General features: G+C 52.5%; 19 protein-coding genes and 1 tRNA gene. 18 read left to right on the top strand and 2 right to left on the bottom strand.

What is annotated here, in order from left to right; translation table 11 throughout:
• Nucleotides 1-6 precede the first annotated feature (6 nt).
• The 12 genes from CAFE_RS12870 to pfkA all read left to right on the top strand — a co-directional run bounded on the left by CAFE_RS12870 (nt 7) and on the right by pfkA (nt 14,434).
• The gene (locus tag CAFE_RS12870) at nt 7-396 is read left to right on the top strand and encodes a bacteriohemerythrin (protein WP_066648072.1); all 390 of its coding nucleotides are present in this window, start codon (nt 7-9) and stop codon (nt 394-396) included.
• 134 nt (nt 397-530) lie between these two features.
• Entirely contained in the window at nt 531-1,808 is a 1,278-nt protein-coding gene (locus CAFE_RS12865) for an aminotransferase class I/II-fold pyridoxal phosphate-dependent enzyme (RefSeq protein ID WP_407926855.1), read from the top strand.
• A 216-nt stretch (nt 1,809-2,024) separates the two neighbouring features.
• The gene (locus CAFE_RS12860; protein ID WP_156990891.1) at nt 2,025-3,434 is read left to right on the top strand and encodes a preprotein translocase subunit SecD; all 1,410 of its coding nucleotides are present in this window, start codon (nt 2,025-2,027) and stop codon (nt 3,432-3,434) included.
• Nucleotides 3,431-4,543 carry a protein translocase subunit SecF gene (gene secF / locus CAFE_RS12855; RefSeq protein ID WP_066648063.1) on the top strand — a complete coding sequence of 371 codons (1,113 nt, stop codon included), beginning with the start codon at nt 3,431-3,433 and terminating at the stop codon, nt 4,541-4,543. The genes CAFE_RS12860 and secF overlap by 4 nt, the downstream gene beginning before the upstream one ends.
• Before the next feature lie 117 nt (nt 4,544-4,660).
• Nucleotides 4,661-5,626, top strand: a complete 966-nt coding sequence (gene hprK, locus CAFE_RS12850) for an HPr(Ser) kinase/phosphatase (protein WP_066648060.1) — start codon at nt 4,661-4,663, stop codon at nt 5,624-5,626.
• A gap of 13 nt (nt 5,627-5,639) precedes the next feature.
• Nucleotides 5,640-6,374, top strand: a complete 735-nt coding sequence (locus CAFE_RS12845; protein ID WP_066648058.1) for a phosphatase — start codon at nt 5,640-5,642, stop codon at nt 6,372-6,374.
• Nucleotides 6,375-6,393: 19 nt separating this feature from the next.
• Complete coding sequence (murB, locus tag CAFE_RS12840; protein ID WP_156990890.1) at nt 6,394-7,302, top strand: UDP-N-acetylmuramate dehydrogenase; 909 nt, start codon at nt 6,394-6,396, stop codon at nt 7,300-7,302.
• A 16-nt stretch (nt 7,303-7,318) separates the two neighbouring features.
• Nucleotides 7,319-8,179 (top strand): RNase adapter RapZ, encoded by an 861-nt coding sequence (rapZ, locus tag CAFE_RS12835; protein ID WP_066648052.1) that lies wholly within the window; start codon nt 7,319-7,321, stop codon nt 8,177-8,179.
• Between the two features lie 16 nt (nt 8,180-8,195).
• Nucleotides 8,196-9,134, top strand: coding sequence for a DNA-binding protein WhiA (gene whiA / locus CAFE_RS12830; RefSeq protein WP_066648050.1), 939 nt, complete (start codon nt 8,196-8,198; stop codon nt 9,132-9,134).
• Nucleotides 9,127-9,831, top strand: a complete 705-nt coding sequence (locus CAFE_RS12825; protein WP_066648044.1) for a 4Fe-4S double cluster binding domain-containing protein — start codon at nt 9,127-9,129, stop codon at nt 9,829-9,831. The genes whiA and CAFE_RS12825 overlap by 8 nt, the downstream gene beginning before the upstream one ends.
• A 27-nt stretch (nt 9,832-9,858) precedes the next feature.
• On the top strand, nt 9,859-13,338 hold the full coding sequence (locus CAFE_RS12820) for a DNA polymerase III subunit alpha (RefSeq protein WP_156990889.1): 3,480 nt from the start codon (nt 9,859-9,861) through the stop codon (nt 13,336-13,338).
• A gap of 127 nt (nt 13,339-13,465) precedes the next feature.
• Entirely contained in the window at nt 13,466-14,434 is a 969-nt protein-coding gene (gene pfkA, locus CAFE_RS12815) for a 6-phosphofructokinase (RefSeq protein WP_066648040.1), read from the top strand.
• Between the two features lie 58 nt (nt 14,435-14,492).
• Here the strand turns inward: pfkA and CAFE_RS12810 are convergent, their stop codons facing one another.
• Nucleotides 14,493-14,879 carry a hypothetical protein gene (locus tag CAFE_RS12810; RefSeq protein WP_066648038.1) on the bottom strand — a complete coding sequence of 129 codons (387 nt, stop codon included), beginning with the start codon at nt 14,877-14,879 and terminating at the stop codon, nt 14,493-14,495.
• 95 nt (nt 14,880-14,974) lie between these two features.
• Here CAFE_RS12810 and CAFE_RS12805 point away from each other — a divergent pair, with 95 nt between their 5' ends.
• The 5 genes from CAFE_RS12805 (at nt 14,975) to CAFE_RS12785 (ending at nt 21,125) form a co-directional block, all read left to right on the top strand.
• On the top strand, nt 14,975-17,356 hold the full coding sequence (locus CAFE_RS12805) for a transglycosylase domain-containing protein (RefSeq protein ID WP_156990888.1): 2,382 nt from the start codon (nt 14,975-14,977) through the stop codon (nt 17,354-17,356).
• A 167-nt stretch (nt 17,357-17,523) separates the two neighbouring features.
• Nucleotides 17,524-18,768 carry a homoserine dehydrogenase gene (locus CAFE_RS12800; RefSeq protein ID WP_156990887.1) on the top strand — a complete coding sequence of 415 codons (1,245 nt, stop codon included), beginning with the start codon at nt 17,524-17,526 and terminating at the stop codon, nt 18,766-18,768.
• Between the two features lie 19 nt (nt 18,769-18,787).
• Nucleotides 18,788-19,684, top strand: coding sequence for a homoserine kinase (thrB, locus tag CAFE_RS12795; protein ID WP_156990886.1), 897 nt, complete (start codon nt 18,788-18,790; stop codon nt 19,682-19,684).
• 27 nt (nt 19,685-19,711) lie between these two features.
• The gene (locus tag CAFE_RS12790; RefSeq protein WP_066648023.1) at nt 19,712-20,935 is read left to right on the top strand and encodes an aspartate kinase; all 1,224 of its coding nucleotides are present in this window, start codon (nt 19,712-19,714) and stop codon (nt 20,933-20,935) included.
• 114 nt (nt 20,936-21,049) lie between these two features.
• Nucleotides 21,050-21,125: transfer RNA gene (locus CAFE_RS12785), tRNA-Pro, on the top strand.
• 69 nt (nt 21,126-21,194) lie between these two features.
• Here CAFE_RS12785 and CAFE_RS12780 read toward each other — a convergent pair.
• Nucleotides 21,195-22,496, bottom strand: coding sequence for a DUF4368 domain-containing protein (locus CAFE_RS12780; RefSeq protein WP_156990885.1), 1,302 nt, complete (start codon nt 22,494-22,496; stop codon nt 21,195-21,197).
• Between the two features lie 190 nt (nt 22,497-22,686).
• On the opposite strand from CAFE_RS12780, the gene CAFE_RS12775 reads away from it, so the two are divergent.
• A partial coding sequence (locus tag CAFE_RS12775) for a ParA family protein (protein WP_156990765.1) occupies nt 22,687-22,787 on the top strand: 101 nt, incomplete at its 3' end.

The following is a 22,787-nucleotide window of genomic DNA, read 5'->3' as shown; positions in this document are numbered from 1 at the left end:
TCTATTATGATGTGGAATGAAAACCTGAAAATCGGCGTATCGTTAATAGACAGCGAGCACAGGGAGCTCTGCGACCGGATTGACAAACTGCTGGCGGCCTGCAATCAGGGGCATGGAAAAGAGGAACTGATCAGCACGGTCGAATTTCTCGAGAGTTATACGATTAAGCATTTCGGCGACGAAGAAAAGCTGCAGCGCGCCAGCGCTTACCCGAAAGTGGAGGAGCATAAGAAGCTCCACGATTTCTTTACCGGTAAAATTGCGGAGTTAAAAAGCGAGATTCAAAATAACGGTGCGAACATTGCCACAATTTCGAAAACCAACTATTTTTTAATGGACTGGCTTCTGAACCATATCCAGAAGGTTGACTCGGAACTGGCGCAGTACATAAAGTAAATAATCCCTGGTGCTCAGTGCGTAAGACCTTATGAAATGCAGGAGATAAAGATTTAACTTGCAATATCTGCGATCATATATTAAAATAGATAGTGCTTGAATCGATATTCTGCATTTTGCTGAAGGAGATGCGCATCTTGAATTTTCAATCAATGCCGAAAACGGAACTGGAGCGTTTATACGCGGAACTGCTGGAGCGTTACCGCCGTTTTCGGGATCTGAAGCTAAACCTGAATATGGCCCGCGGAAAGCCGGGTTCAAACCAGCTGGAGCTGTCCGTTCAAATGCTCGATCTGGTCAATTCGTCTGCGGAAATGGTTTCCGAAACCGGCGAGGATTGCCGTAATTACGGCGGGCCGCTCGGCCTTCCGGAAATGCGACGGCTGATGGCTGCGATGATGGAGGTTCCTGAGGGGAATGTTATCATCGGAGGAAATTCAAGTCTGAATATGATGTTCGATACCGTTGCCTGCGGCATGACGCACGGCTTTTCGGGCTGTGCGCCCTGGGGCGGGCAGAAGCATCTGAAATTTCTCTGCCCTTCCCCGGGTTATGACAGACATTTCGCCGTAACGGAGTATTTCGGCTTTGAACTGGTTGCTGTTCCGATGACGCCGGAAGGCCCCGACATGGACGTTGTCGAAGAGCTGGTTCAGGATTCCACCGTAAAGGGAATCTGGTGCGTGCCGAAATATCAGAACCCAACCGGAATCACTTTTTCCGATGAAGTTGTCCGCCGTTTCGCCGGGCTGAAGCCGGCTGCGAAAGATTTCCGCATTTTCTGGGATAATGCTTATTGCGTCCATGATCTGACAGAGGAGCCGGACTGTTTGCTGAGCCTTTGGAAGGAATGTGAACACAAGGGCAACCGAAATCTTGCTTTCTTCTTTGCCTCAACCAGTAAAATCACATTCCCCGGCGCCGGTATTGCCGCAATGGCGGCGGGCGACGATGATTTTAAAGTGCTGAAAAACCGCTATTCGTTCCAGACGATCGGTCCGGATAAGCTGAATCAGCTTCGCCACGTCCGTTTCCTGAAAAATCTCGACGGAGTCCGCGCTCATATGGCCCGCCATCGTGCGCTGCTGGTTCCAAAGTTCGAAACGGTGCTCAATAAGCTGAACGAAGAGCTTTCCGGCGAAGGGATCGCGTCCTGGACGAAACCGAACGGCGGCTATTTTATCAGTGTCGACGTCATGAACGGATGTGCAAAGCGGGTCGTTGAGCTTTGCGGCCAGGCCGGGGTAAAGCTTACGGGCGCCGGCGCGACTTATCCGTACGGCAAGGATCCGAACGACTGCAATATCCGCGTCGCACCCACTTATCCTCCCGTCCAGGAGCTGCGTCAGGCGGTGGATTTGTTCTGCCTCTGCGTACGGCTGGCTGCTGCGGAGAAACTTCTGAATCCGTAAACGGAACATAAAAAATCCTCTTTTTCGCCATTCCGTATCAGGAAGCAAAAGGAGGATCTATTTGTGCGCGAGGGATCAAAATCCCTCCCTTATTTTTATGGAGGATAGCAACGAATTATGCCATGAAATTGATTGACATTTTGGAGTTACAACAATATAATTAATGTTGTACGTCTGCGAAATTCGCGGAAAACCAACATATTGGAGGATTCACGCATGAAGCGAGTACCAAAACCGGTGTTTTTCATCGTCGCCCTCCTCATCCTGCTTTTAACCTATACCTCTATTTTCGGTATTAAGGGGAAAAACGGGGATAATACGACCACCTATGTGAAGGGGGTCGGGGATATCAGATGGGGAATCGATATTAACGGCGGTGTGGAGGCGACTTTTTCGCCGGCCACAGGAGCAAAAGCTACCAAAGAACAAATGGATTCGGCCGAATCGATTATTAAACTCAGGCTGGTGAACAACAACATCACCGACTATGAGGTCTATACCGATTATAACCACGACCGCATCATCGTTCGTTTTCCGTGGAAAAGCGACGAAAAAACGTTTGACCCGCAGACCGCGATCGACGAGCTTTCCGCGACCGCTCTTGTAACGTTCCGCGAGGGCGGGGATTACACGACCGAGACAACCGGTTCGGATGGACAACCCGTCTACAAAACGCCGAAGGGCACAACGGCGACCAACATCATCCTGCAGGGCAGCGATGTGGTGAGCGCCAAACCGGAGCTGACTACCGATAAAACAACCGGCAAGTCAACTTATCAGATTGCTCTGAAGCTGAGCGACAGCGGCACCAAAAAATTTGCGGATGCAACAAAGCGGCTGGTCGGTCAGACCATTTCAATCTGGATGGACGACACGAGAATCTCGGCGCCGACGGTCGATGAAGAGATTCCGGACGGCAACTGCGTCATCAATTCGCCGAACGGCTTTACCGCGGCGGAGGCCTCCTCGCTCGCCAACAAGATCAATGCGGGCTCCATGCCGTTTAAACTGACCACGACCGGCCTGAACACGATTAACCCGACTCTCGGAAAATCGTCTTTGAACGCCATGATGATGGCGGGGATTATTGCTTTTACCCTGATTGCTCTGCTGATGATCTTTGTTTTCCGCCTGCAGGGTTTTGTCGCGGTGATTTCTCTGCTCGGTCAGGTTGCGCTGATGTTTGCGGCGGTTTCCGGGTATTTCCCGTTTGTCAACAGTTTTACCATGACTCTGCCGGGCATCGCCGGTATCATTCTTTCCATCGGTATGGGCGTCGACGCGAACATCATTACGGCAACGCGCATTAAGGAAGAACTTTGGGCCGGAAAAACGCTGTCGACGGCGATTACGATCGGCGACAAGAACAGCTTTTCCGCGATTTTCGACGGAAATATCACGACCGCAATCGTTGCGATCCTTCTGATGCTGGTGTTTGGCCCAACCAATATTCTATCTTCGATTTTTGGAGTTTCAACCACCGGCACGATCTATTCTTTCGGTTATACGATCCTGATCGGGATCATCGCCAACTTTGTGTTCGGCGTGTTTACGACAAGAATGATGTCGAAATCCCTTTCAGGCTTTACACGGGGTAAATGGTTGTATGGAGGGCCGAAGGAATGAGAAATTTTCACATGAAATTTTATGAAAATCGAAAGATTTTCTTCGCGATTTCCCTTGGAATTATTGCTGTCGGTTTGATTTTTAACATTGTTTTCGGCGTCAAGCTGGATATCAACTTCAAGGGTGGCGCCATGATCAAGTACTCTTATTCCGGCGATGTCGACGCAGCGAAAATAGAAAGCGTCGTTCATAATACGGTAAACCGCAGTGTTTCCGCGGCAGTCAGCCAGAACATTAAATCCGCGTCCGGCGGCGAGACGCTGAACAACGTAACCCTTTCCTTTGCCGGAACCGAGTCCATGACGCCTGATAATCAAAAGGCGATCCAGACGGCTTTGAATAAGGAATATCCAAAAGCGGATTTCCAGATTGTCGAGTCAAACTCGGTGAATCCGACTATGGGGCAGAGCTTCTTCCTGAAATGCATGGTCGCGGTATTGATTGCGTTTCTGCTTCTGGATCTCTATATTGCGGTCCGTTTCCGCAAAATCGGCGGCACGGCGGCGGCTGTGTTCGGAATTGTGGCCCTGCTGCACGACGTGTCGATGGTTTATTTCACTTTCGTTCTTTTCCGGATTCCGCTTGACGCCAACTTTATTGCGGTGGTTTTAACCGTTTTGGGTTATTCGCTGAACGATACCGTTGTGGTGTACGACCGAATCCGTGAGAATCGAAGGCTGCTCGGCCTGAAGGCGGGTTACGATTCTCTGGTTAACATCAGCATCAACCAGACCTTTACCCGCTCGGTTTATACGGCCCTCAGCACCTTTATCGCCGTTGCGGTGGTATTCGTGGTCGGCAGCTTCTATCATCTGACCAGCGTCACTACGTTTGCTTTGCCGATGATGGTCGGCGTGGTGAGCGGCGCGTATTCCTCCATCTGCATAGCGGGCCCGCTTTACGTCATGTGGGAACAGCACAAAACGAAAGAAAAAGCCTCCAAGCTGTCGTCCGCCAGACAGACGGAAGCAAAGGCGGCGGACTCTAAGCCGGTGGAGCTGCCTTCCGCTCAGTCGGACGAACCGGCTGTTTTGGAGCAGAAGAACGGAACCACCGGGCAGGCTTCTGGGACGAAACAAAAACCCAAGGGTAAAAAAAGAAAACGTTAGAATTTCGAAATGGTCGGCGCCTCGAAAGTGCGCCGGCCTGTTTTTTTCTGAATTGCTTTAAAGTTTGGAGCTTTTGAGATATAATATTTTTAAAACAACTGGAAAGCAGGTAGTAGCATGTCTGCAAAATACACCGTGCCGCTCTCAAAAGTGATGAAAGAATTGTCACTGAATGTAATCAGTATGCCCTGTGAACCGGACGAAATTCTTATTTCGTCAATGGATGTAAACCGGCCGGGCTTGGAACTGAACGGCTTTTACGACTTTTATGACACCACCCGTATTTTAATTTTCGGCAATGCAGAATCCGCTTTTCTGAACTCCATTTCGTCGCAGAAGCGGAAAGACGTCTTAAACGCTATTTTTTCGCAGAAACCGCCGGCGGCTATCATTGCCCGCGGACTGAAACCTCTGCCGGAGCTTTTGGAAGCGGTAAGGGAAAATGCCGTGCCGCTGCTCAGCACGGCGGAGACCACCTCCAGCCTGGTGGCCGCGCTCGTTTCTTTCATGAATGTGGAACTGGCGCCCCGCATCACGCGGCACGGCGTTTTGGTGGAAGTGTACGGCGAAGGGATTTTGCTGGTCGGCGACAGCGGTGTCGGCAAAAGCGAGACGGCGATCGAGCTGATCAAGCGCGGGCATCGTCTGATCGCAGACGATGCGGTGACGATTAAGCGGGTTTCCGCCAAGTCTCTGGTCGGCGAAGCGCCGGATAACATCAAGCATTTTATTGAGCTCAGGGGCATAGGTATTATCAACGCCCGCAGGATTTTCGGCATGGGCGCTGTAAAAGTTTCTGAAAAAATCGATATGGTCATCAATCTGGAAATCTGGGATAATCAGAAAATCTATGACCGCATGGGAATCGACAGCGAATTTACCGAAATACTGGGAATCAAGGTGCCTGTTCTGACCATCCCGGTCAAACCGGGCAGAAACCTTGCCATTATCATAGAAGTCGCCGCGATGAATAACCGGCAGAAAAAAATGGGATATAATGCGGCGGAAGAACTGCTCAGTAATCTGGGCATGGATCTTTCCGTGATGCAGGAGTCGGAAAAAAAACTTGAACTGAACTTTTAGAAAGGCGGGAACCATGAATCTGATTGCGGACACCCACACACACACGATTGCATCCACTCACGCTTACAGCACACTTTCCGAGATGGTTCACGCCGCGGCGGAACGGGGCCTGTTCGCCATTGCGGTTACTGATCACGGACAGGAGATGCCCGGCGCGCCCGGCCGTTGGTATTTTCACAATTTAAGAGTTTTGCCAAGAGAGATGGAACATGTTCTGGTCCTTCGGGGCGAAGAAGCCGATGTAACGGATTTTGACGGCGGTACCGATTTGAACCCGGAGGACGTTTCGACTCTTGACTGGGTGGTGGCGTCCATGCACGAAGTCGCCATGAGGGACAAGGCCCCCACGGTGGAAAAGGTGACAAACGCGTGGCTGGGCGTAGCCCAAAATCCGCTGATCCGGGTCATCGGTCACAGCGGTTCGGAGCTGTATCGTTACGATTATGAAACGGTCCTGCCGATATTTGCCGAAAACGGCAAACTCGTCGAGCTGAACGAGGCTACTTTTACGGGAAGAAGTGATTCTGTCCCGAACTGCACCAGAATCATGGAGCTGTGCAAAAAGCACGATGTGCCTGTTATTGTTAATTCGGACGCGCATTTCTCCGCTCAGGTCGGGCGTTTCGACCGTTCTCTTCAACTGCTTCGGGAGATTGAATTTCCGGAGGAGCTGGTCGTAAACTCAAGCGTTGAGCGTTTCTGCGACTATCTGAGGCAATATACCAAAGTGCTTTCCGACCCGGCCTGAAGAAAAGGAGGACGAACTGTTGGATTTTCTGGAAGAGCTTGAGAAATCTGCACGTTCGCTTGGATGCGAAACGTATCGGAACGAACCGATGAGCCGCCATACAACGTTCCGAATCGGCGGCCCGGCAGATTTGTTCCTCATTGTGAATGATAAGTCCGCGCTTCGGGAAGTATCCCGTAAATCGTGGGATCTCGGCATAAAGCTGTATCCCCTTGGCAACGGGTCGAACCTTTTGGTCAGCGACGCGGGAATCAGGGGAAGCGTTGTTTCTCTGGGCAAAGGATTTCAGAGAATTGAGCCGTGCGGTGAAAATGAACTGGAATGCGGGGCGGGAATTTCTCTTGCCGGCTTATGCAATTTTGCAAAAAATCATTCTCTGACGGGCCTTGAATTCGCGTGGGGAATCCCCGGCTCCGCGGGCGGCGCGGCATTTATGAACGCCGGGGCGTACGATCACTCCATGAGCGAAGTAATTACCGCGTGCAGCCACGTGACTCAGACGGGAGAGGCGGGAATCCTGCGGGGCGGGGATCTTCAGTACGGCTACCGCAGAAGCGCCTATTCCGGAAACGGATCTATCATTACTTCTCTTCGCCTGAAGCTGAGCCCGGGCGACCCGGAACAGATCTCCTCCACGATGCAGGAACTGTATGACCGGAGAAAATCCAAACAGCCGCTTGAAGTGCCCAGCGCCGGCAGCATTTTTAAACGTCCGCCCGGCCGCTACGCGGGGACTCTGATTGAACAGTGCGGGCTGAAGGGACGGCGCGTCGGCGGGGCCATGGTCAGCGAGAAGCACGCCGGTTTTATTGTGAATTCCGGCGGGGCCACCTGCGGCGACGTGCTTCGGCTGATTGAACTGATCCAGGAAACCGTTTACCGTGAAGCCGGCGTCCGACTGGAATGCGAAGTGAAACAAATTGGCTGATAACCCGGAGGATCTTATGGAGTTTTTAATCGTAACCGGACTTTCCGGAGCGGGAAAATCCCGCGCGATGGATGCGCTGGAGGACATCGGTTTCTACTGTGCTGACAATATTCCCCCAAAGCTGATCCCGACCTTTTATGAGCTTTCCCGGCAGGCAAAGGGAACCCTCTCGCATGTCGCGGTCGTGACGGATATCCGGGGAGGCGACATGTTCTCCAGTCTTCTGGAAACGCTGGATCAGATGAAATCCGACGGCAAGGATTACAAGGTGCTTTTCTTGGACGCGAACGATTATGTTCTGGTCAACCGGTTTAAAGAAACACGGCGCAAGCACCCGCTTGCCGACAACTGTCTTGGCTCTCTGGATCAGGCCGTCCGGCTGGAACGCGACGTGCTTCGGCTTGTGAAGGAACGGGCGGATTATGTCATTGACACTTCGCTGCTTTCCCCCGCGCAGCTGAAAAAGCGGATTTCCGGCCTGTTTCTGGGGGATGCCTCCGACGCGCTGATGATCCACTGTATTTCCTTTGGGTTCAAATACGGCGTGCCGGCCGAGGCGGACCTTGTTTTTGACGTCCGCTGCCTTCCGAATCCCTATTATGTGGAGGAACTGAAAAATCTGACGGGGCTGGATGAACCGGTTCGCAGCTATGTCATGAAATGGGACCAGACCAAGGGCTTTGTCCGGCGATTCATGGACCTCATCGACTACATGATACCGCTCTATTGCGGAGAAGGAAAAAGCCAGCTTGTCGTTGCAATAGGCTGCACCGGCGGGCACCATCGTTCCGTAACGCTCGCGGAGCTTCTCTACAACCATTTGCTGCAGCAGAACCTGCGGACAAGCGTCAATCACCGGGATATCCAGAAACAATAAAATCCGGGAGGAAGCCATGTCGTTTTCTTCGAATACCAAAACAGAACTGTGCCGCATCCAGGCGGCGGACTGCTGCCGAAAAGCGGAATGTTACGGCCTTCTGCTTTTTGGCAGATGTTTTTCGGCGCAGTCCATCACTTTGACGACGGAGAACAGAGAGACGGCCAGACGCGCCGCGGAGCTAACGGCCGGAATAACCGGCGCCTTTGCGGACGTGTCCGTATCTCCGCGCAAAGGAGACCGGAAAAGCGCCTATACGGTTTCGGTTCCCGGGGAAAATCAGATTGAGCAGGTGCTTAATCAACTTGGCCATACCGGCAGGGAAATCAGCCTGCGGATCAACCTTGCCAATCTGGAAAATGATTGCTGCCGCTCCGCCTTTCTGCGGGGAGCGTTCCTTTCCTGCGGTACTGTTACCGACCCATCCAGGGATTACCGGCTGGAATTTGTAGTCCCTTACCGGAACCTTGCCCGCGACCTCACCGCGTTCCTGACAGACATTTTCGAACTGGATGTAAACCCGGGAATGTTGAACCGAAAGGGCTCTTATGTTGTTTATCTGAAGGGGAGCGAGCATGTTTCAGATCTGCTGACGTTTCTTGGAGCCGGAAACGCCGCCATGGAGCTGATTCAGGTCCGCATGCTCAAAGAAGTCCGGAACAATGTCAACCGCAAGACGAATTTCGAAGCCGCCAATATAGAAAAAACCGCTTCCGCCGCCGCGGGACAGCTGATGGCGCTGAAAAAGATATTTGCGGGCGGCGGCGTATCGGCGCTGCCGGAGGAACTGAGGGAGCTGGCGATTCTTCGATACCGGAACCCGGATTTGTCCCTGCGGGAGCTGGGGCAGAAGCTGGACCCGCCGCTGAGCCGTTCCGGGGTTAATCACAGGCTTCGCCGGATAATGGAACTTGCAGACCGCCTGCCGGCAACAGAAGGCGAGAGCCATGATTGATCTTAATAAGGAACTGAGAGAAATTCTTTTTTCAGAGGGCGCGGAGCTTGCGGGCGTCGGCAGCCTGGCCGCCGCGGCCCCGGAGGAACTGCCGCTCGGCGTGTCGGTCGCCGTTTCGCTTCCGGCGGAGGTGATCGCCTCGCTTCCGAACGGCCCTGCGGGGATTTACTACGACGCTTATTTTGAGCTGAACCGACGACTGGACCGAATTGTGGCGGCCGGCGCGGATTACCTGACCAGGAGCGGATACCGGGCACGGAGTCAGACGACGGCGGCGGTCAGGGAATTCGGAAATTATCGCACCGCGCTTCCCCATAAAACGGTTGCAACGCGGGCGGGAATCGGCTGGATCGGGAAATGCGCGCTGCTGGTAACCGAGCAATTCGGTCCGGCGGTTCGTCTGTCGTCCCTGACAACGGATGCTCCTCTTTCCTGTGCCGAACCGATTGACGAATCCCGCTGCGGGTCCTGTACGGCCTGCGGGCGGGCCTGCCCCGGACATGCGGTTTCCGGCAGACTCTGGCACGTCGGCATGGACCGGGACGAATTCTTCGATCCTCTGGCCTGCCGCAAGGCCGCGAGAAAGCTGGCGGCGGAGAAGCTTCATCAGGAAATTACGCTTTGCGGTCGGTGTATTGCCGCCTGTCCTTATACGAAGCGGTATCTGAACCGTATGCGGAACGAACCCGCACGATAACTTTTAAAAGCAAGGAGGAGGGGCGTTTTGTTCGTCCATCTGCATGTACACAGCGAATACAGCCTTCTGGACGGAGCCTGCCGCATCAAACGGCTGGTCGATACCGCGGCGGAGCGCGGCGCACCGGCGGTCGCGGTAACGGACCACGGCGTCATGTACGGCGCGGTCGACTTTTATAAGGCCGCGAAAAAACGGGGGATTAAGCCGATTATCGGCTGCGAAGTATATGTTGCGCAGCGCACCCGTTTTGACCGGGTTCACGGTCTGGACTCCGAACACCGGCATCTGGTTCTGCTTTGCGAGAACAACACCGGCTATCAGAACCTGATCGCTCTGGTCTCCCGTTCGTGGACGGAGGGCTTTTACTCCAAGCCGCGCGTCGATTTTGAACTGCTCCGGCAGTACCATGAAGGACTGATTGCCCTCTCCGCGTGTCTGGCCGGTGAAATTCCGCGCAATTTGACCGCGGGCGATTATGACGGGGCAAAGTCTGCCGCTCTGCGGTACGATGAGATTTTCGGCAGGGGAAACTTTTATCTGGAGCTTCAGGATCACGGACTGCGGGAGCAGAAGCTGGTGAACCCCTCCATCCGACAGATCTCCCGGGAAACGGGAATCCCGCTTGTAATAACGAACGACTGCCACTACATCAGTCCGCAGGACAGCGCGATGCACCGCATCCTGCTTTGCATCCAGACGAACCATACCGTTGAGGACAAGGACGGCATGGAGTTCGGAAGCGACCAGTTTTATTTCAAAACGGAGGAGGAAATGCGCGCGCTGTTCCCGGATTGCCCGGAAGCGGCGGACAACACCGTGAAAATCGCGGAACGCTGCAACGTGGAGTTCGAGTTCGGCAAAACAAAGCTGCCCCGGTTTGAAACCCCGAACGGGCAGGAGAACACCGCGTATTTCCGCGAGCGGTGCTATGAGGGTCTGCACCGGCATTATGGGGAGCAACCGGATCAAACCATCGTGGATCGCCTGGAATATGAGCTGGACACCATCGAAAAAATGGGTTATGTCAACTACTATCTGATTGTACACGACTTTGTGCGCTATGCGAAAGAGGCCGGAATCCCCGTAGGCCCGGGCAGAGGGTCCGGCGCGGGAAGTCTTGCCGCCTATTGCATCGGAATCACGGGAATCGACCCGATCCGATACAATCTGCTGTTCGAACGGTTCCTGAATCCGGAACGCGTCTCCATGCCGGACTTCGACATCGATTTTTCGGATGAGCGCAGGCCGGAAATGATCGATTACGTCGTGCGGAAATACGGCGCGGATCACGTTGCACAGATCGTGACGTTCGGAACCATGGCGGCCCGCGGTTCCATCCGGGACGTCGGACGGGCGATGGCGATTCCCTACGCGCAGGTGGATACCATCGCCAAGCTGGTTCCGTCGGAGCTGAACATTACTCTGGACAAGGCCCTGCAGGCTTCCGGCGAATTCCGGCAGCGGTACGATACGGATCCGCAGGTCCACGCGCTGATCGACATGGCCCGTCAGCTGGAGGGCATGCCGCGCAACGCCTCCACACATGCCGCCGGCGTGGTGATCACGGACCGGCCGGTTGCGGAGTATGTCCCGCTTGCAAAAAACGGGGATTCTATCGTCACCCAGTACACGATGACGACGCTGGAGGAACTCGGCCTTTTAAAGATGGATTTTCTCGGGCTGAGGAACCTTTCCGTGATTCACGACGCGGAAGAGATGATCGCGGAAAAACAGCCCGGTTTCAGAATGGAGGACATCCCGCTTGATGATCCTGAGGTTTACCGAATGCTCTCCGAGGGAAAGACGGACGGCGTGTTTCAGTTTGAATCGGGGGGAATGCGGAATGTGATCGCGCAGCTCGGGCCGGAAAAGATCGAGGACCTGATCGCCGTGATCTCGCTTTACCGGCCGGGGCCGATGGAGTCGATTCCGCGCTATATTGAAAACCGGCACAATCCCGCCAAGGTGACTTACCGCCATCCGCTCTTAAAGGGGATTCTGGACGTCACCTACGGCTGTATTGTGTACCAGGAACAGGTGATGCAGGTTTTTCGCACCCTTGCGGGCTACTCGCTCGGCAGAGCGGATATCGTCCGCCGCGCGATGAGCAAAAAGAAGAAGGACGTAATGGAACGGGAACGCGAAATCTTTCTGCACGGCCTGACGGATGAAAACGGAAATGTGGAGGTGGAAGGCTGCGCGCGGCGCGGCGTCGACGAGCAGACGGCGCGGGCGGTGTTCAGCGAAATGGAGAGCTTTGCCTCCTACGCGTTCAATAAATCGCACGCGGCGGCCTATGCCTTCCTCAGCTATCAGACCGCATGGCTCAAATGCCATTATCCCCGTCAATATATGGCCGCGCTGATGACCAGCGTGCTGGACAACAACAATAAGCTCTCCGCCTATATCGCGGAATGCCTGCGCCTGGGAATCCGCGTGCTGCCGCCCCATGCCAATGAAAGCGCCGCCGGATTTACCGTATCCGGAAAGGACATTCGTTTCGGCCTGCTGGCGGTGCGAAACCTCGGGCGAGGATTCATCGACGGACTTGTAAGCGAGAGGGAGGAGCGGGGAAAATACAGGTCCTTCTTTGATTTTGTCCGCCGCGTGTACGACGGTATGAACCGCAGAACCTTGGAAAGCCTAATAAAATGCGGGGCGCTGGACGGCCTCGGCGCCAACCGCAGGCAAATGCTTTCCGGCTCCGATTCCGTTCTCGACTACCTTGACGCCGATAAAAAGCGGAATGTCGAAGGGCAGATCGGTTTTTTCGATTCCTCCGCGAAAACCGGAACGGAAGAATTCAGATTGGACGACCTGCCGGACCTTCCGGCTTCCGACAAGCTTTCGATGGAGAAAGAGGTTACCGGTCTTTATTTGTCCGGACATCCGATGGCGGAGTATGCGGATGCGTATGAGAAACTGCACGCGACGCGGCTCAGCGACGTGCTGGAGGGCGCGCAGGACGGCAGCGGCGCGATGAAGGACGGGCAGCGGATTACCGTGCTTGGAATCCTGACCAAAGTTCGCGTCAAAGTGACCAAAAGTGACAGCACGATGGCCTTTGCGACGGTGGAGGACATGTTCGGTTCGTTGGAAATGCTGGTGTTTCCAAGAACCCTTTCCGAATACGCGGAATGGATTGCGGAGGGAAAAATCCTTCTGATCCAGGCACGTGTCAGCATCCGCGAGGACGAGGACCCCAAGCTGATCTGCGAATCCGTCAAACCGGTTTCATCCGCGCCGGGCGAAGCAGGACGTTCTTCCGGCAGAACAAGCCCGCCGGGCTTGTATTTAAAGGTGCCGGGAGAAGACAGTCCGCAGTATGAGAAGGCGAAAAAGTACCTTGCCGTTTTTGACGGACCCACTCCGCTGTATGTTTTTTTTGCGGATTCCCGCCGGCTGTTTCATGCGCCGCTTTCCATGCGTGTCGGTTTGAATGATGTTCTGCTTCGCGAGCTGAAAAAGCTGCTTGGCGAAAAAAATGTGGCGATTGTGGAGGATTAGAAACAATTATCCATATAACGGAAACTTCCGTCCATATCTTTCGGTTGATAACGGCGGATCCTTTCGATTATAATAACTATAGAGACATAATGATTTGTAGTTTACGTTAATTTGGAGGGATTTGAATATGTCTTCAAAGGCAATCGCCGTCTTGACGAGCGGCGGAGACGCGCCCGGCATGAATGCTGCCGTGCGTGCGGTTGTTCGCACGGGCCTGTCCCACGGCGTGAGGGTAATGGGAATTCAACGCGGTTTTAACGGTCTTCTCAGCGGAGAAGTTGTTGAAATGAACCTAAGGAGCGTTTCCGATATCATCCACCGCGGGGGTACTATTTTATATACGGCCCGCAGTCCGGAATTCAATACGCCCGCCGGTGTTCAGCAGGCGGCTTCCACCTGCCGCAGCCTTGGAATCGACGGAGTAGTGGTAATCGGCGGTGACGGTTCCTTCCGCGGGGCAAGGGATTTGACGGAGTCCGGAATCCGCTGCATTGGAATTCCGGGGACCATCGACAACGACATTGCTTCCAGCGAGTACACCATCGGGTTCGACACGGCGATGAATACCGCCGTCCAAATGGTGGACCGGCTCAGGGATACAATGGAATCGCACGACCGCTGCAGCGTTGTTCAGGTCATGGGCCGCCGATGCGGAGATATCGCTCTGCAGACGGGTATTGCGGTTGGCGCCACAAGCATTCTTGTTCCGGAGGTTCCGTACGATTTTCAGAAAGACATTATCGAACGCATGCGCTTTACCCAGAAAACAGGGAAAAAGCATTTTATCATCATTGTTGCGGAGGGCGTCGGGGGAGTCGAAAAACTGGCGCAGGACATTCAGGAAGCCACCGGCATCGAGTCCAGAGCAACCATCCTTGGTCATGTTCAGCGCGGCGGATCGCCGACTCTGCGCGACCGTGTGGTCGGCAGCGAAATGGGTTCGGTTGCGGCGACTCTGCTTTACAAGGGCAAGGGGAACCGCGTAATTGTAATGCAGGGCGGCAAAATTGTGGATCTGGATATTTCTGAAGCACTTAACATGAAGCGCGTGTTTGACAAAAACCTGTATGAGATTGCGCATCGCATTTCCATCTGAGAAAGAGACACAGCAAACGGACTCCGCTTTTTTGGGCGGAGTCCGTTTTTTTCTGCCGTCAGCCTTCATAGTCTTCAATTACACGGGTGAGTTCCGCGGTGCCCCTGGCCTGTATGCCGTCGTGAAGAAGCTTTTGGTCCTCTTCGGGAAAGATACTTACGTCGATGTCAATTTCTTCAAAGGGGAGCTTGTCCCCTTCACGGAATACTCCAATGTGCCCGTCAAATTCCCTGACAATATATAAATCCTCGTTCTGTCTGCTTGCTGCGGCGATAATAGCGCTGCTTTCTTGACTTGAAGGCTCAATTGAGGTAAAATTACTTGACGCGGTCGAATCGGGCGCGGAGCTGGATCCGGACTGCCGGTTCCAATGCGGAAGCCCCAAAACGACCAAAACAGTCAGCAGGGCAATCACGCAGAGCAGGAGCATAGAAGTTTTTTTCAAATAGATCACCTCTGTGAATATTATTTGAAAAATTTGGTAACTTATTCATTCAATTGAAAAAACAGCAAATATTATGATATAAGGGGGTGGTATGGATGAGAAAAACCGACATCAGTAAATATGCTGGCGGTCGGAACGTGGACAAGGAGAACGTTTCAACCGCTAAATCTGTTTTTAAAATGATTCTTCGGTGCATAACAACGATAATTACCGTTTTTGTGATCGCGGGGGCCATTGTTTCCGTGTCTCTTTTTTCGTACATTTACAGCATGAAGAATGAATCGGTCGATTACGATCTTCATAAACTGCAGCTCAACTATACCAGTTTTATTTATGTGAACGGACCAAACGACGACGCGTCGAATCCTGTAAAATATCAAAGCCTCTACAGCAGTGAAAATCGTATCTGGGTGGATTACGATAAAATTCCGAAGGCGATGAAGGACGCGATCGTCGCCATTGAGGACAAGCGTTTCTGGGAGCATAAGGGGGTCGACTGGAAGCGGACTTTCGGAGCGGCCATTAATCTTTTCGACATTTTTCAGTCCAACGGCGGCAGCTATGGCGGCTCGACTATTACCCAGCAGCTGATTAAAAATATTACGGGTGACAATGAGGTCAGCCTGACGCGCAAGGTAAAGGAAATTTTCCGCGCGCTTAATCTGGAGAAAAAATATTCCAAAGAAGAGATCCTTGGCGCTTATTTAAACGTCGTCCCTTTCGGAAGCGGATGCAACGGCGTTCAGACTGCCGCAAATTTGTATTTTGGTAAGAATATTCAGGACTGCGATATCGCCCAGTGCGCGGCCATTGCGGGCATCACACAAAATCCTACAGCCTATTCTCCGCTGACCCATCCCGAAAAAAACAAAGATCGTCAGCAGACGGTTTTGAAGGCGATGCACGATCAGGGGAAAATCACGGACAAAGAATATCAGGCAGCCGTAAAGGAATCCGAAAACATGAAATTCGTCGGCAAGAAAGCCGAAGACGTTGTGGATGAAAATTCGGTCTGGAACTGGTATACGGAGGCGGTGTTTGAAGACGTTAAAAACAGTCTGATGGAAACCTACAGCTGCTCTTCCGACAAAGCGATCGATATGATTTACCACGGGGGACTTAAAATATACTCCGCTGTGAATTCGGACCTGCAAGAAACTGCGGAGAATGTTTTCAACGACGGAAAGACATTTCCTTCCGCTTACCCGAATCTTCAGGGCGGGTATGTCGCGATGGATTACAATGGGCGCGTTCTTGCGATTGTCGGTTCCAAGGGCAAAAAGGAAAGCAACCGTCTGTTTGACCTTGCGACAGATGCAAAGCGGCAGCCGGGGTCTTCCATCAAGCCGCTTGCCGTTTACGGGCCGGCGGTGAACGCGGGCCTGATCAATTACTCTTCCCTTGTCAACGATGAACCGCTGCCCAACTGGAAGAACGGACAGCCGGGCCCGGCCAACTGGGACAATCGATACCATGGTATCATCACGGTGGAAAAAGCGCTGGAACAGTCATATAACGCAGCGTCGGTACAAGTTGACAAAATGCTCACCCCGAACGTCAGTTTTAATTTCCTGAGGGAAAAGCTTGGTTTTACGTCGCTGGAACCCGCCGATAACACGCTTGCAGCTATGGCGGTCGGTGGAATGACGCAGGGAATTACGGTAAAAGAAATGACGGCCGGATTCCAGATGTTTGGAAACGGCGGAAAATTTTATAAACCTTATACCTTTTATTATATACAGGATCACGACGGCAATGTGATTGTCGATAACCGGAACGAGGTGCCGGTTCAGTCCATATCCTCCTCGGCGGCCACCGTTGTGCATAAGCTTCTGAATAATGTGATGGCGCATGGCACGGGTATTGCCGCGAACATCAGCGGATGGGACGTTTTCGGAAAAACGGGGACGACCAACGACAACAAGGACAGCTGGTTCGTCGGCGGGACCCCTTACGCGGTGGCCGGAGTCTGGACCGGTTACCGGACCCCGAAGGTTCTGACAAAATATGAAACGCCGGTTGCAAAAACCGTTTGGAAAAACATTATGACCCAGTACTTGAAGGGGAAGGAAAAGAAAGAATTCGATTTGGATCAGAACGTGCGTCCCTTCAAATTCTGCGTGGAAAGCGGCCTGCTGGTAAATCCCGGTGTCTGTACGGAGACAAAAACCGGCTGGTATGATATTAACAAACTGCCGGCAACCTGTAATATAGACCACGGGGGCTCCGGTTCCGAAACGGATAGTTCCTCATCGGCAGCCGGAAATTCATCGTCGACCGGCGATTCGTCGCAAGCCGGCGACGATTTCCCTGAGTTGCCCTCTCAGCAGCCGGATTCCGGCACGGAATCGGGTACACACTCTTCCGAAACCTCTTCGAAAGGGAATAAAAACAGTTCGAAAGCCTCTTCCCGGCAAGGCGTCTCAAAACCGGACGACCAGTCGTGGCGCCAGGACAGCATCAGCCCGGATGAATGATTTTTATGCGTGACGGTTGAATCGAGGACCGATTCATGTTAAACTAGTCAATAAAGTTTTGTGCAGCCGAACGTCAGGCGACTTTCATTTTAAATGGTCTTTCAATGAAATGAAGATTCGAAACAGCCTGATGCGGGAAGGCAGAGAGAGTTAAAGGAGTGCTGACAATGGTGGAAATAGCGGTTATGGGATACGGCACTGTCGGCTCCGGCGTAGTGGAGGTGCTTGATAAGCATGCTGACAGTATCGCCGGGCGTGCAAAGGAACAGATCCGTGTAAAATACATTCTGGATTTAAGGGATTTTCCGGGCAGTCCATATGAACGCAGCTTTACGAAATCTTTTGATGCAATTCTGAATGATCCGGACGTCCATATAGTAGTGGAAGTGATGGGCGGGCTGCATCCGGCGTTTGACTATGTAAAAAAATGTCTGGAAAACGGGAAAAGCGTTGTTACTTCGAACAAAGAGCTGGTTGCGGCAAAGGGAGCCGAACTGCTCGAATTGGCGCAAAAAAACAATTTAAATTTTTTGTTTGAAGCAAGCGTCGGCGGAGGAATCCCGATTATCCGTCCGATCAGCCAATGCCTTGCGGCGAACGATGTGGTTGAAATCGCCGGAATCTTAAACGGAACAACCAATTTCATTCTGACAAAGATGATTCGGGAGAAAACAACATTTGACGACACGCTTGCTCTTGCGCAGAAGTTGGGATATGCGGAGCGCAATCCCGCGGCCGACGTAGAGGGAATGGACGCCTGCAGAAAAATATGCATCCTTGCATCCCTGGCGTATGGAAAGCATGTTTATCCGGAACAGGTGCATACCGAGGGGATTTCCCAGATCCGCCTCGAAGATGTTGAATACGCGGACGTATGGGGCGGAGTCATTAAGCTGATCGGACAGGTCAAAATGATGGACAGCGGAAAAATACAGGTGATTGTCTGTCCGATGTTTCTTTCGAGAGACAGTCAGCTTGCCAATGTTGACGATGTCTTCAATGGGATTCTGGTGCGGGGCGATTCCACCGGCGACGTGGTTTTCTATGGCAAGGGAGCCGGCAAATTCCCCACAGCCAGCGCCGTGGTGGCAGATGTCATCGACTGTGTCAAACACTTTAAGGCGAGAAAATATCTTTATTGGGACGAGGGCTCGCCCGATTACGTGGAGGATTATCTGGAGAATCACGTTGCAATGTATGTGCGAGCGGTGACGGAGGATGAAACTCTGGCATTTAAAAATATTGAAAATCAGCTTGGTGCCGTCGACCGCCTGACCCGGAAAGGCAGCAAGCCCGGGGAAATAGCTTTTGTTACGAAAAAATCACCGGAAAAAGAAATTCGCAAAGCTCTTGAAGCCCTGTCCGGGCTTGGGGTTCAAATACAGAATACGATTCGAATCGGCGAAGTGTAAAATGTGAGGTTGTTGTTATATGATACGAATACAGGTACCGGCGACCAGCGCCAACCTTGGGTCCGGTTTTGACTCTCTCGGCATTGCCCTGACGTTATACAATCAGGTCTGGATGGAAGAATCGGATCTGATTGATATTTCGTGCAAAGATAATATTGAGGTGCCGACCGATGAGACGAATTTGATTTACTGGGCCGCGAAACGCCTGTACGACCTTTGCGGACACAAGCTGCCCGGGATGAAAATCATCCAGCTCAACAATATACCGATGGCGCGCGGGCTCGGCAGCAGCTCCGCCTGCATTGTGGCCGGCATTCTTGGGGCAAACCGCATGCTTGGCAGTCCGTTGAGCCGTCAGGACCTGATTAATCTGGCTGCTGAGATTGAGGGCCATCCCGACAACACGACGCCGGCGATTGAAGGCGGCCTGGCGGCTTCAGCGATTGAGGCGGGCCGTGTTTACAGCGTCAGCGTTCCGGTCTCCGAAAAAATCCGGTTCGCTCTTTTCGTTCCTCCGTTTGAATTAAAGACGGAAAAAGCACGCTCCGTTCTGCCGAAGGAATATTCCAGGAGCGATGCGGTTTACAATCTGTCCCGCTCGGCTTTGATGGCGGCTTCTCTGTTTTCGGGACGGCTTGAAAACCTGCGCGTCGCCGTTCAGGATAAAATCCATCAGCCCTACCGTTCCGGACTGATTGCAAACCTTGACGACGTATTCCGCTTGAGCTACGAACTTGGTTCGCTCGGAACGTACATAAGCGGCGCGGGTCCGACGATTATTTCGATGATTCCGACGGAAGGAGCCGAGACATTTTCAAAATATGCCGTTGCGCGGCTTCGGGAAAAAGAAGTTGATGGCTGGCAGGTACAGGTGCTCAATACTGACCCACAGGGTGCAATCATTTCAATGGAATAACTTAGCTTGATAGGAGGACGGAACCTTATGAGTCTGATTGTCCAGAAATTCGGCGGAAGCTCGGTTGCAAATGCAGAACGGGTCTTCAATGTGGCGGACATTGTGACCAAAACCTATGCAAAGGGAAACGATGTGATCGTTGTGGTTTCCGCGCAGGGGGACACCACGGACGACTTAATTGCAAAAGCGCATGAAATCAATCCCAACGCCTCGCGGCGGGAAATGGATATGCTTTTAACGACGGGTGAACAGATCTCTGCCTCTTTGATGGCGATGGCGATTGAAAAGCTCGGCTATCCCGTGGTTTCCCTGCTGGGCTGGCAGGCGGGGTTTCATACCAGCACGGCGTATGGAAGTGCCAGAATCAAGCGGATTACACCGGACAGGATCAAAAAAGAATTGGATAAGAAAAATATTATTGTCGTAACAGGTTTTCAGGGAATCAACCATTACGACGATATGACGACTCTGGGCCGCGGCGGTTCCGATACGAGCGCTGTCGCAATTGCGGCTGCGATGAACGCCGACTTGTGCCAGATTTATACGGACGTCGAGGGCGTGTTTACCGCGGATCCCCGAAAGATAAAGAATGCCAAAAAGCTTGACGTGATTTCTTATGACGAGATGCTGGAGCTCGCCTCACTGGGCGCGCAGGTGTTGAATAATCGTTCCGTCGAAATGGCAAAGCGTTACGGAATTGAGCTTGAAGTTCTTTCGAGCATGACAAAAAAACCCGGCACAATTGTAAAGGAGGCTACGAAAGTGGAGAAAATGCTGATCAGCGGTGTTGCGAAAGATGAGGATGTCGCGCGCGTATCCATCATTGGGGTTCCCGACAGACCGGGTCTTGCGTTTAAAATATTTTCTAAAATCGGCGCAAAAAATATAAATATTGATATTATCCTCCAATCGGTTGGCCGGAACGGGACCAAGGATATCACTTTTACCGTCCATCGCGCGGACCTGAAGGAGACCATCGCGATTCTGGATCCGTATGTGGAACTGATCGGCGCAACATCGGTTGTGTACGATGAGGACGTGGCCAAGGTATCAATTGTAGGCGCCGGCATGGAAACTCATTCCGGTACGGCTGCAAGCATGTTTGAAGCGCTCTATGCAGCTGACATCAATATCCATATGATTTCCACCAGTGAGATTAAAATTTCGGTTTTGATCGACCGTGCGGATACGGATAAGGCAGTTGCGGCGATTCATAACCGCTTTTTCGGTGAAGGCAGAGATAACGACTAATTGAAAACCGTGAAAGACAGCCGGTTGTTTTCTCCCTGCCCGCGAAAGCCGGCTGTTTTATGTTTTTTTGCTTGCAATTCCAGGGCGGATGTGGTAAAATAAACATCGTTGTTTCCGGGTGTGGCGCAGTTGGTAGCGCGCTAGACTGGGGGTCTAGAGGCCGCAAGTTCAAGTCTTGTCACTCGGACCATGTCGAATGTTCATAAGGACAGTGAACATTCCGTGAATAGGAGTAACCGAAAGGTTGCTCCTATTTTCGTTATCCGGCTTTCCTTGTGATATATTCCACCGCCACACCCTGCCGTGTATCCACAGTCACACTCTGCGGGAGCGCCAGCATCTGCGGCATATCCAGAACGCCGACGAAGTTGTAGTAGATTTCAAGCTGCTGCGTCTTGTTCTTGCCGGTGCCCTGCGCCTGATGAACGACGATCTTTTCAATCAGCTCGTTTACGATGGTCGGGGTCAATTCGTCTATTTGGGTATATTTCTTCACTGTCCGTAGAAAGTTGGCCGCGCTGCTCTTATGTCGCTTTTCTGCGTCGATCTCCGCTTGCAGAGCGGAGATTTTCTTTTTGAGCGAAATCTGCTCGTCATCGTAGCGTTTGGTAATCATCATGAACCGCTCATCGGAGAGCTTACCGCTGGCGTTGTCCTCATACGTTTTGGTGAAAAGCGCGTCGAGCTCATGACAACGAGCGATCATGCTGGTAACCTCATTCTCCCGATGCTTGGTTTCCCGTTGCGCTTCCTGTACAGATTTGTCCATCAGCAGCTTTACGAAATCCTCCTCTTTGTCCTGTAAAAACTGCGTCATTCGCCGGAGCTCCAAAAGAACCACTTCTTCCAGCGCGTCGGATCGTATGTAATGGGTGCTGTTACAGGTTCCACGGTTGCCGCGATAATTGGAACAATTGAAATATTGAAGCTCCGTGTGCGGGTGGTTGACGTTGAAATGGAGCTTGCAGCCGCAATCGGCACAGTACAGAAGCCCGGCGAACATATGCTTTTCGGTATTCTTCGGCTGCCGCCGTTTGGTTCCTGCCCGGATACGCTGCACCATTTCCCACGTCTGGCGGTCGATAATCGGCTCGTGGGTATTTTCAAAGATCGCGTGGTTTTCTTCCGGGTTTTCATATCGGCGCTTGTTCTTGAACGACTTGGAATAGGTCTTGAAATTGACGGTATCGCCCGCATACTCCCGCGCCAAAAGGATTTTTTCGACCGTGGTTTTGCACCAGCAGTAGGGGCTATCCCTGACGGTGGACTTTTTCCCTGGCTTGCGGACACCCTTGCTTTTCCAATACTCCGTAGGTTTCAAGATTTTATCCCGTTCCAGTATCGCGGCGGTTTTCTCAACGCCAAAGCCGTCAATGCACAACTGATAGATACGTCGCACCACAGCCGCCGCTTCCTCGTCGATCACCCAGCTTTTGGGGTTATCCGGATCTTTTCTGTAACCGTAGAGAGGCAGGGAGAGAGGAACGCCCGCGCTGCCGCGCAACCTTTGGGAGCTACGAACCTTGCGGGAAATATCTCTGGCGTACCACTCGTTGAACATGCGTTATTCGGGAAGGTGAAAACGAAGAAGCAAAAACTCAGTATCCATGCGGGTTTGCGGCGAAGTGGCTCTCGGTCAAACCCTCTCTCAAACCTGAAAAAACCGGCTGAATGACGAATTGCATATCATTTTAGGACGTTCCTGCTGATGGAACGTCCTTTTTTTATTTCAGCGGGAGGTGAAAAATCACATGACCAATGTAATTGCCGTTGCCAACCAAAAGGGCGGCGTCGGTAAGACCACAACCTGCGCCAATCTCGGCATCGGGCTGGCACAGGAAGGGAAAAAGGT

The organism is Caproicibacter fermentans (genome assembly GCF_009746625.1).
GTDB classification, from domain to species: domain Bacteria; phylum Bacillota; class Clostridia; order Oscillospirales; family Acutalibacteraceae; genus Caproicibacter; species Caproicibacter fermentans.
This window is presented reverse-complemented; position numbering and strand designations above follow the sequence as displayed.

Bases quoted from the DNA above. Each gene is read 5' to 3' on its own strand.
- hprK (WP_066648060.1), top strand. From the start codon at position 4,661: ATGTCTGCAAAATACACCGTGCCGCTCTCAAAAGTGATGAAAGAATTG.
- pfkA (WP_066648040.1), top strand. From the start codon at position 13,466: ATGTCTTCAAAGGCAATCGCCGTCTTGACGAGCGGCGGAGACGCGCCC.
- CAFE_RS12800 (WP_156990887.1), top strand. From the start codon at position 17,524: ATGGTGGAAATAGCGGTTATGGGATACGGCACTGTCGGCTCCGGCGTA.
- CAFE_RS12780 (WP_156990885.1), bottom strand. From the start codon at position 22,496: ATGTTCAACGAGTGGTACGCCAGAGATATTTCCCGCAAGGTTCGTAGC.
- CAFE_RS12860 (WP_156990891.1), top strand. From the start codon at position 2,025: ATGAAGCGAGTACCAAAACCGGTGTTTTTCATCGTCGCCCTCCTCATC.
- secF (WP_066648063.1), top strand. From the start codon at position 3,431: ATGAGAAATTTTCACATGAAATTTTATGAAAATCGAAAGATTTTCTTC.
- rapZ (WP_066648052.1), top strand. From the start codon at position 7,319: ATGGAGTTTTTAATCGTAACCGGACTTTCCGGAGCGGGAAAATCCCGC.
- CAFE_RS12845 (WP_066648058.1), top strand. From the start codon at position 5,640: ATGAATCTGATTGCGGACACCCACACACACACGATTGCATCCACTCAC.
- CAFE_RS12805 (WP_156990888.1), top strand. From the start codon at position 14,975: ATGAGAAAAACCGACATCAGTAAATATGCTGGCGGTCGGAACGTGGAC.
- whiA (WP_066648050.1), top strand. From the start codon at position 8,196: ATGTCGTTTTCTTCGAATACCAAAACAGAACTGTGCCGCATCCAGGCG.
- CAFE_RS12790 (WP_066648023.1), top strand. From the start codon at position 19,712: ATGAGTCTGATTGTCCAGAAATTCGGCGGAAGCTCGGTTGCAAATGCA.
- thrB (WP_156990886.1), top strand. From the start codon at position 18,788: ATGATACGAATACAGGTACCGGCGACCAGCGCCAACCTTGGGTCCGGT.
- CAFE_RS12825 (WP_066648044.1), top strand. From the start codon at position 9,127: ATGATTGATCTTAATAAGGAACTGAGAGAAATTCTTTTTTCAGAGGGC.
- CAFE_RS12870 (WP_066648072.1), top strand. From the start codon at position 7: ATGATGTGGAATGAAAACCTGAAAATCGGCGTATCGTTAATAGACAGC.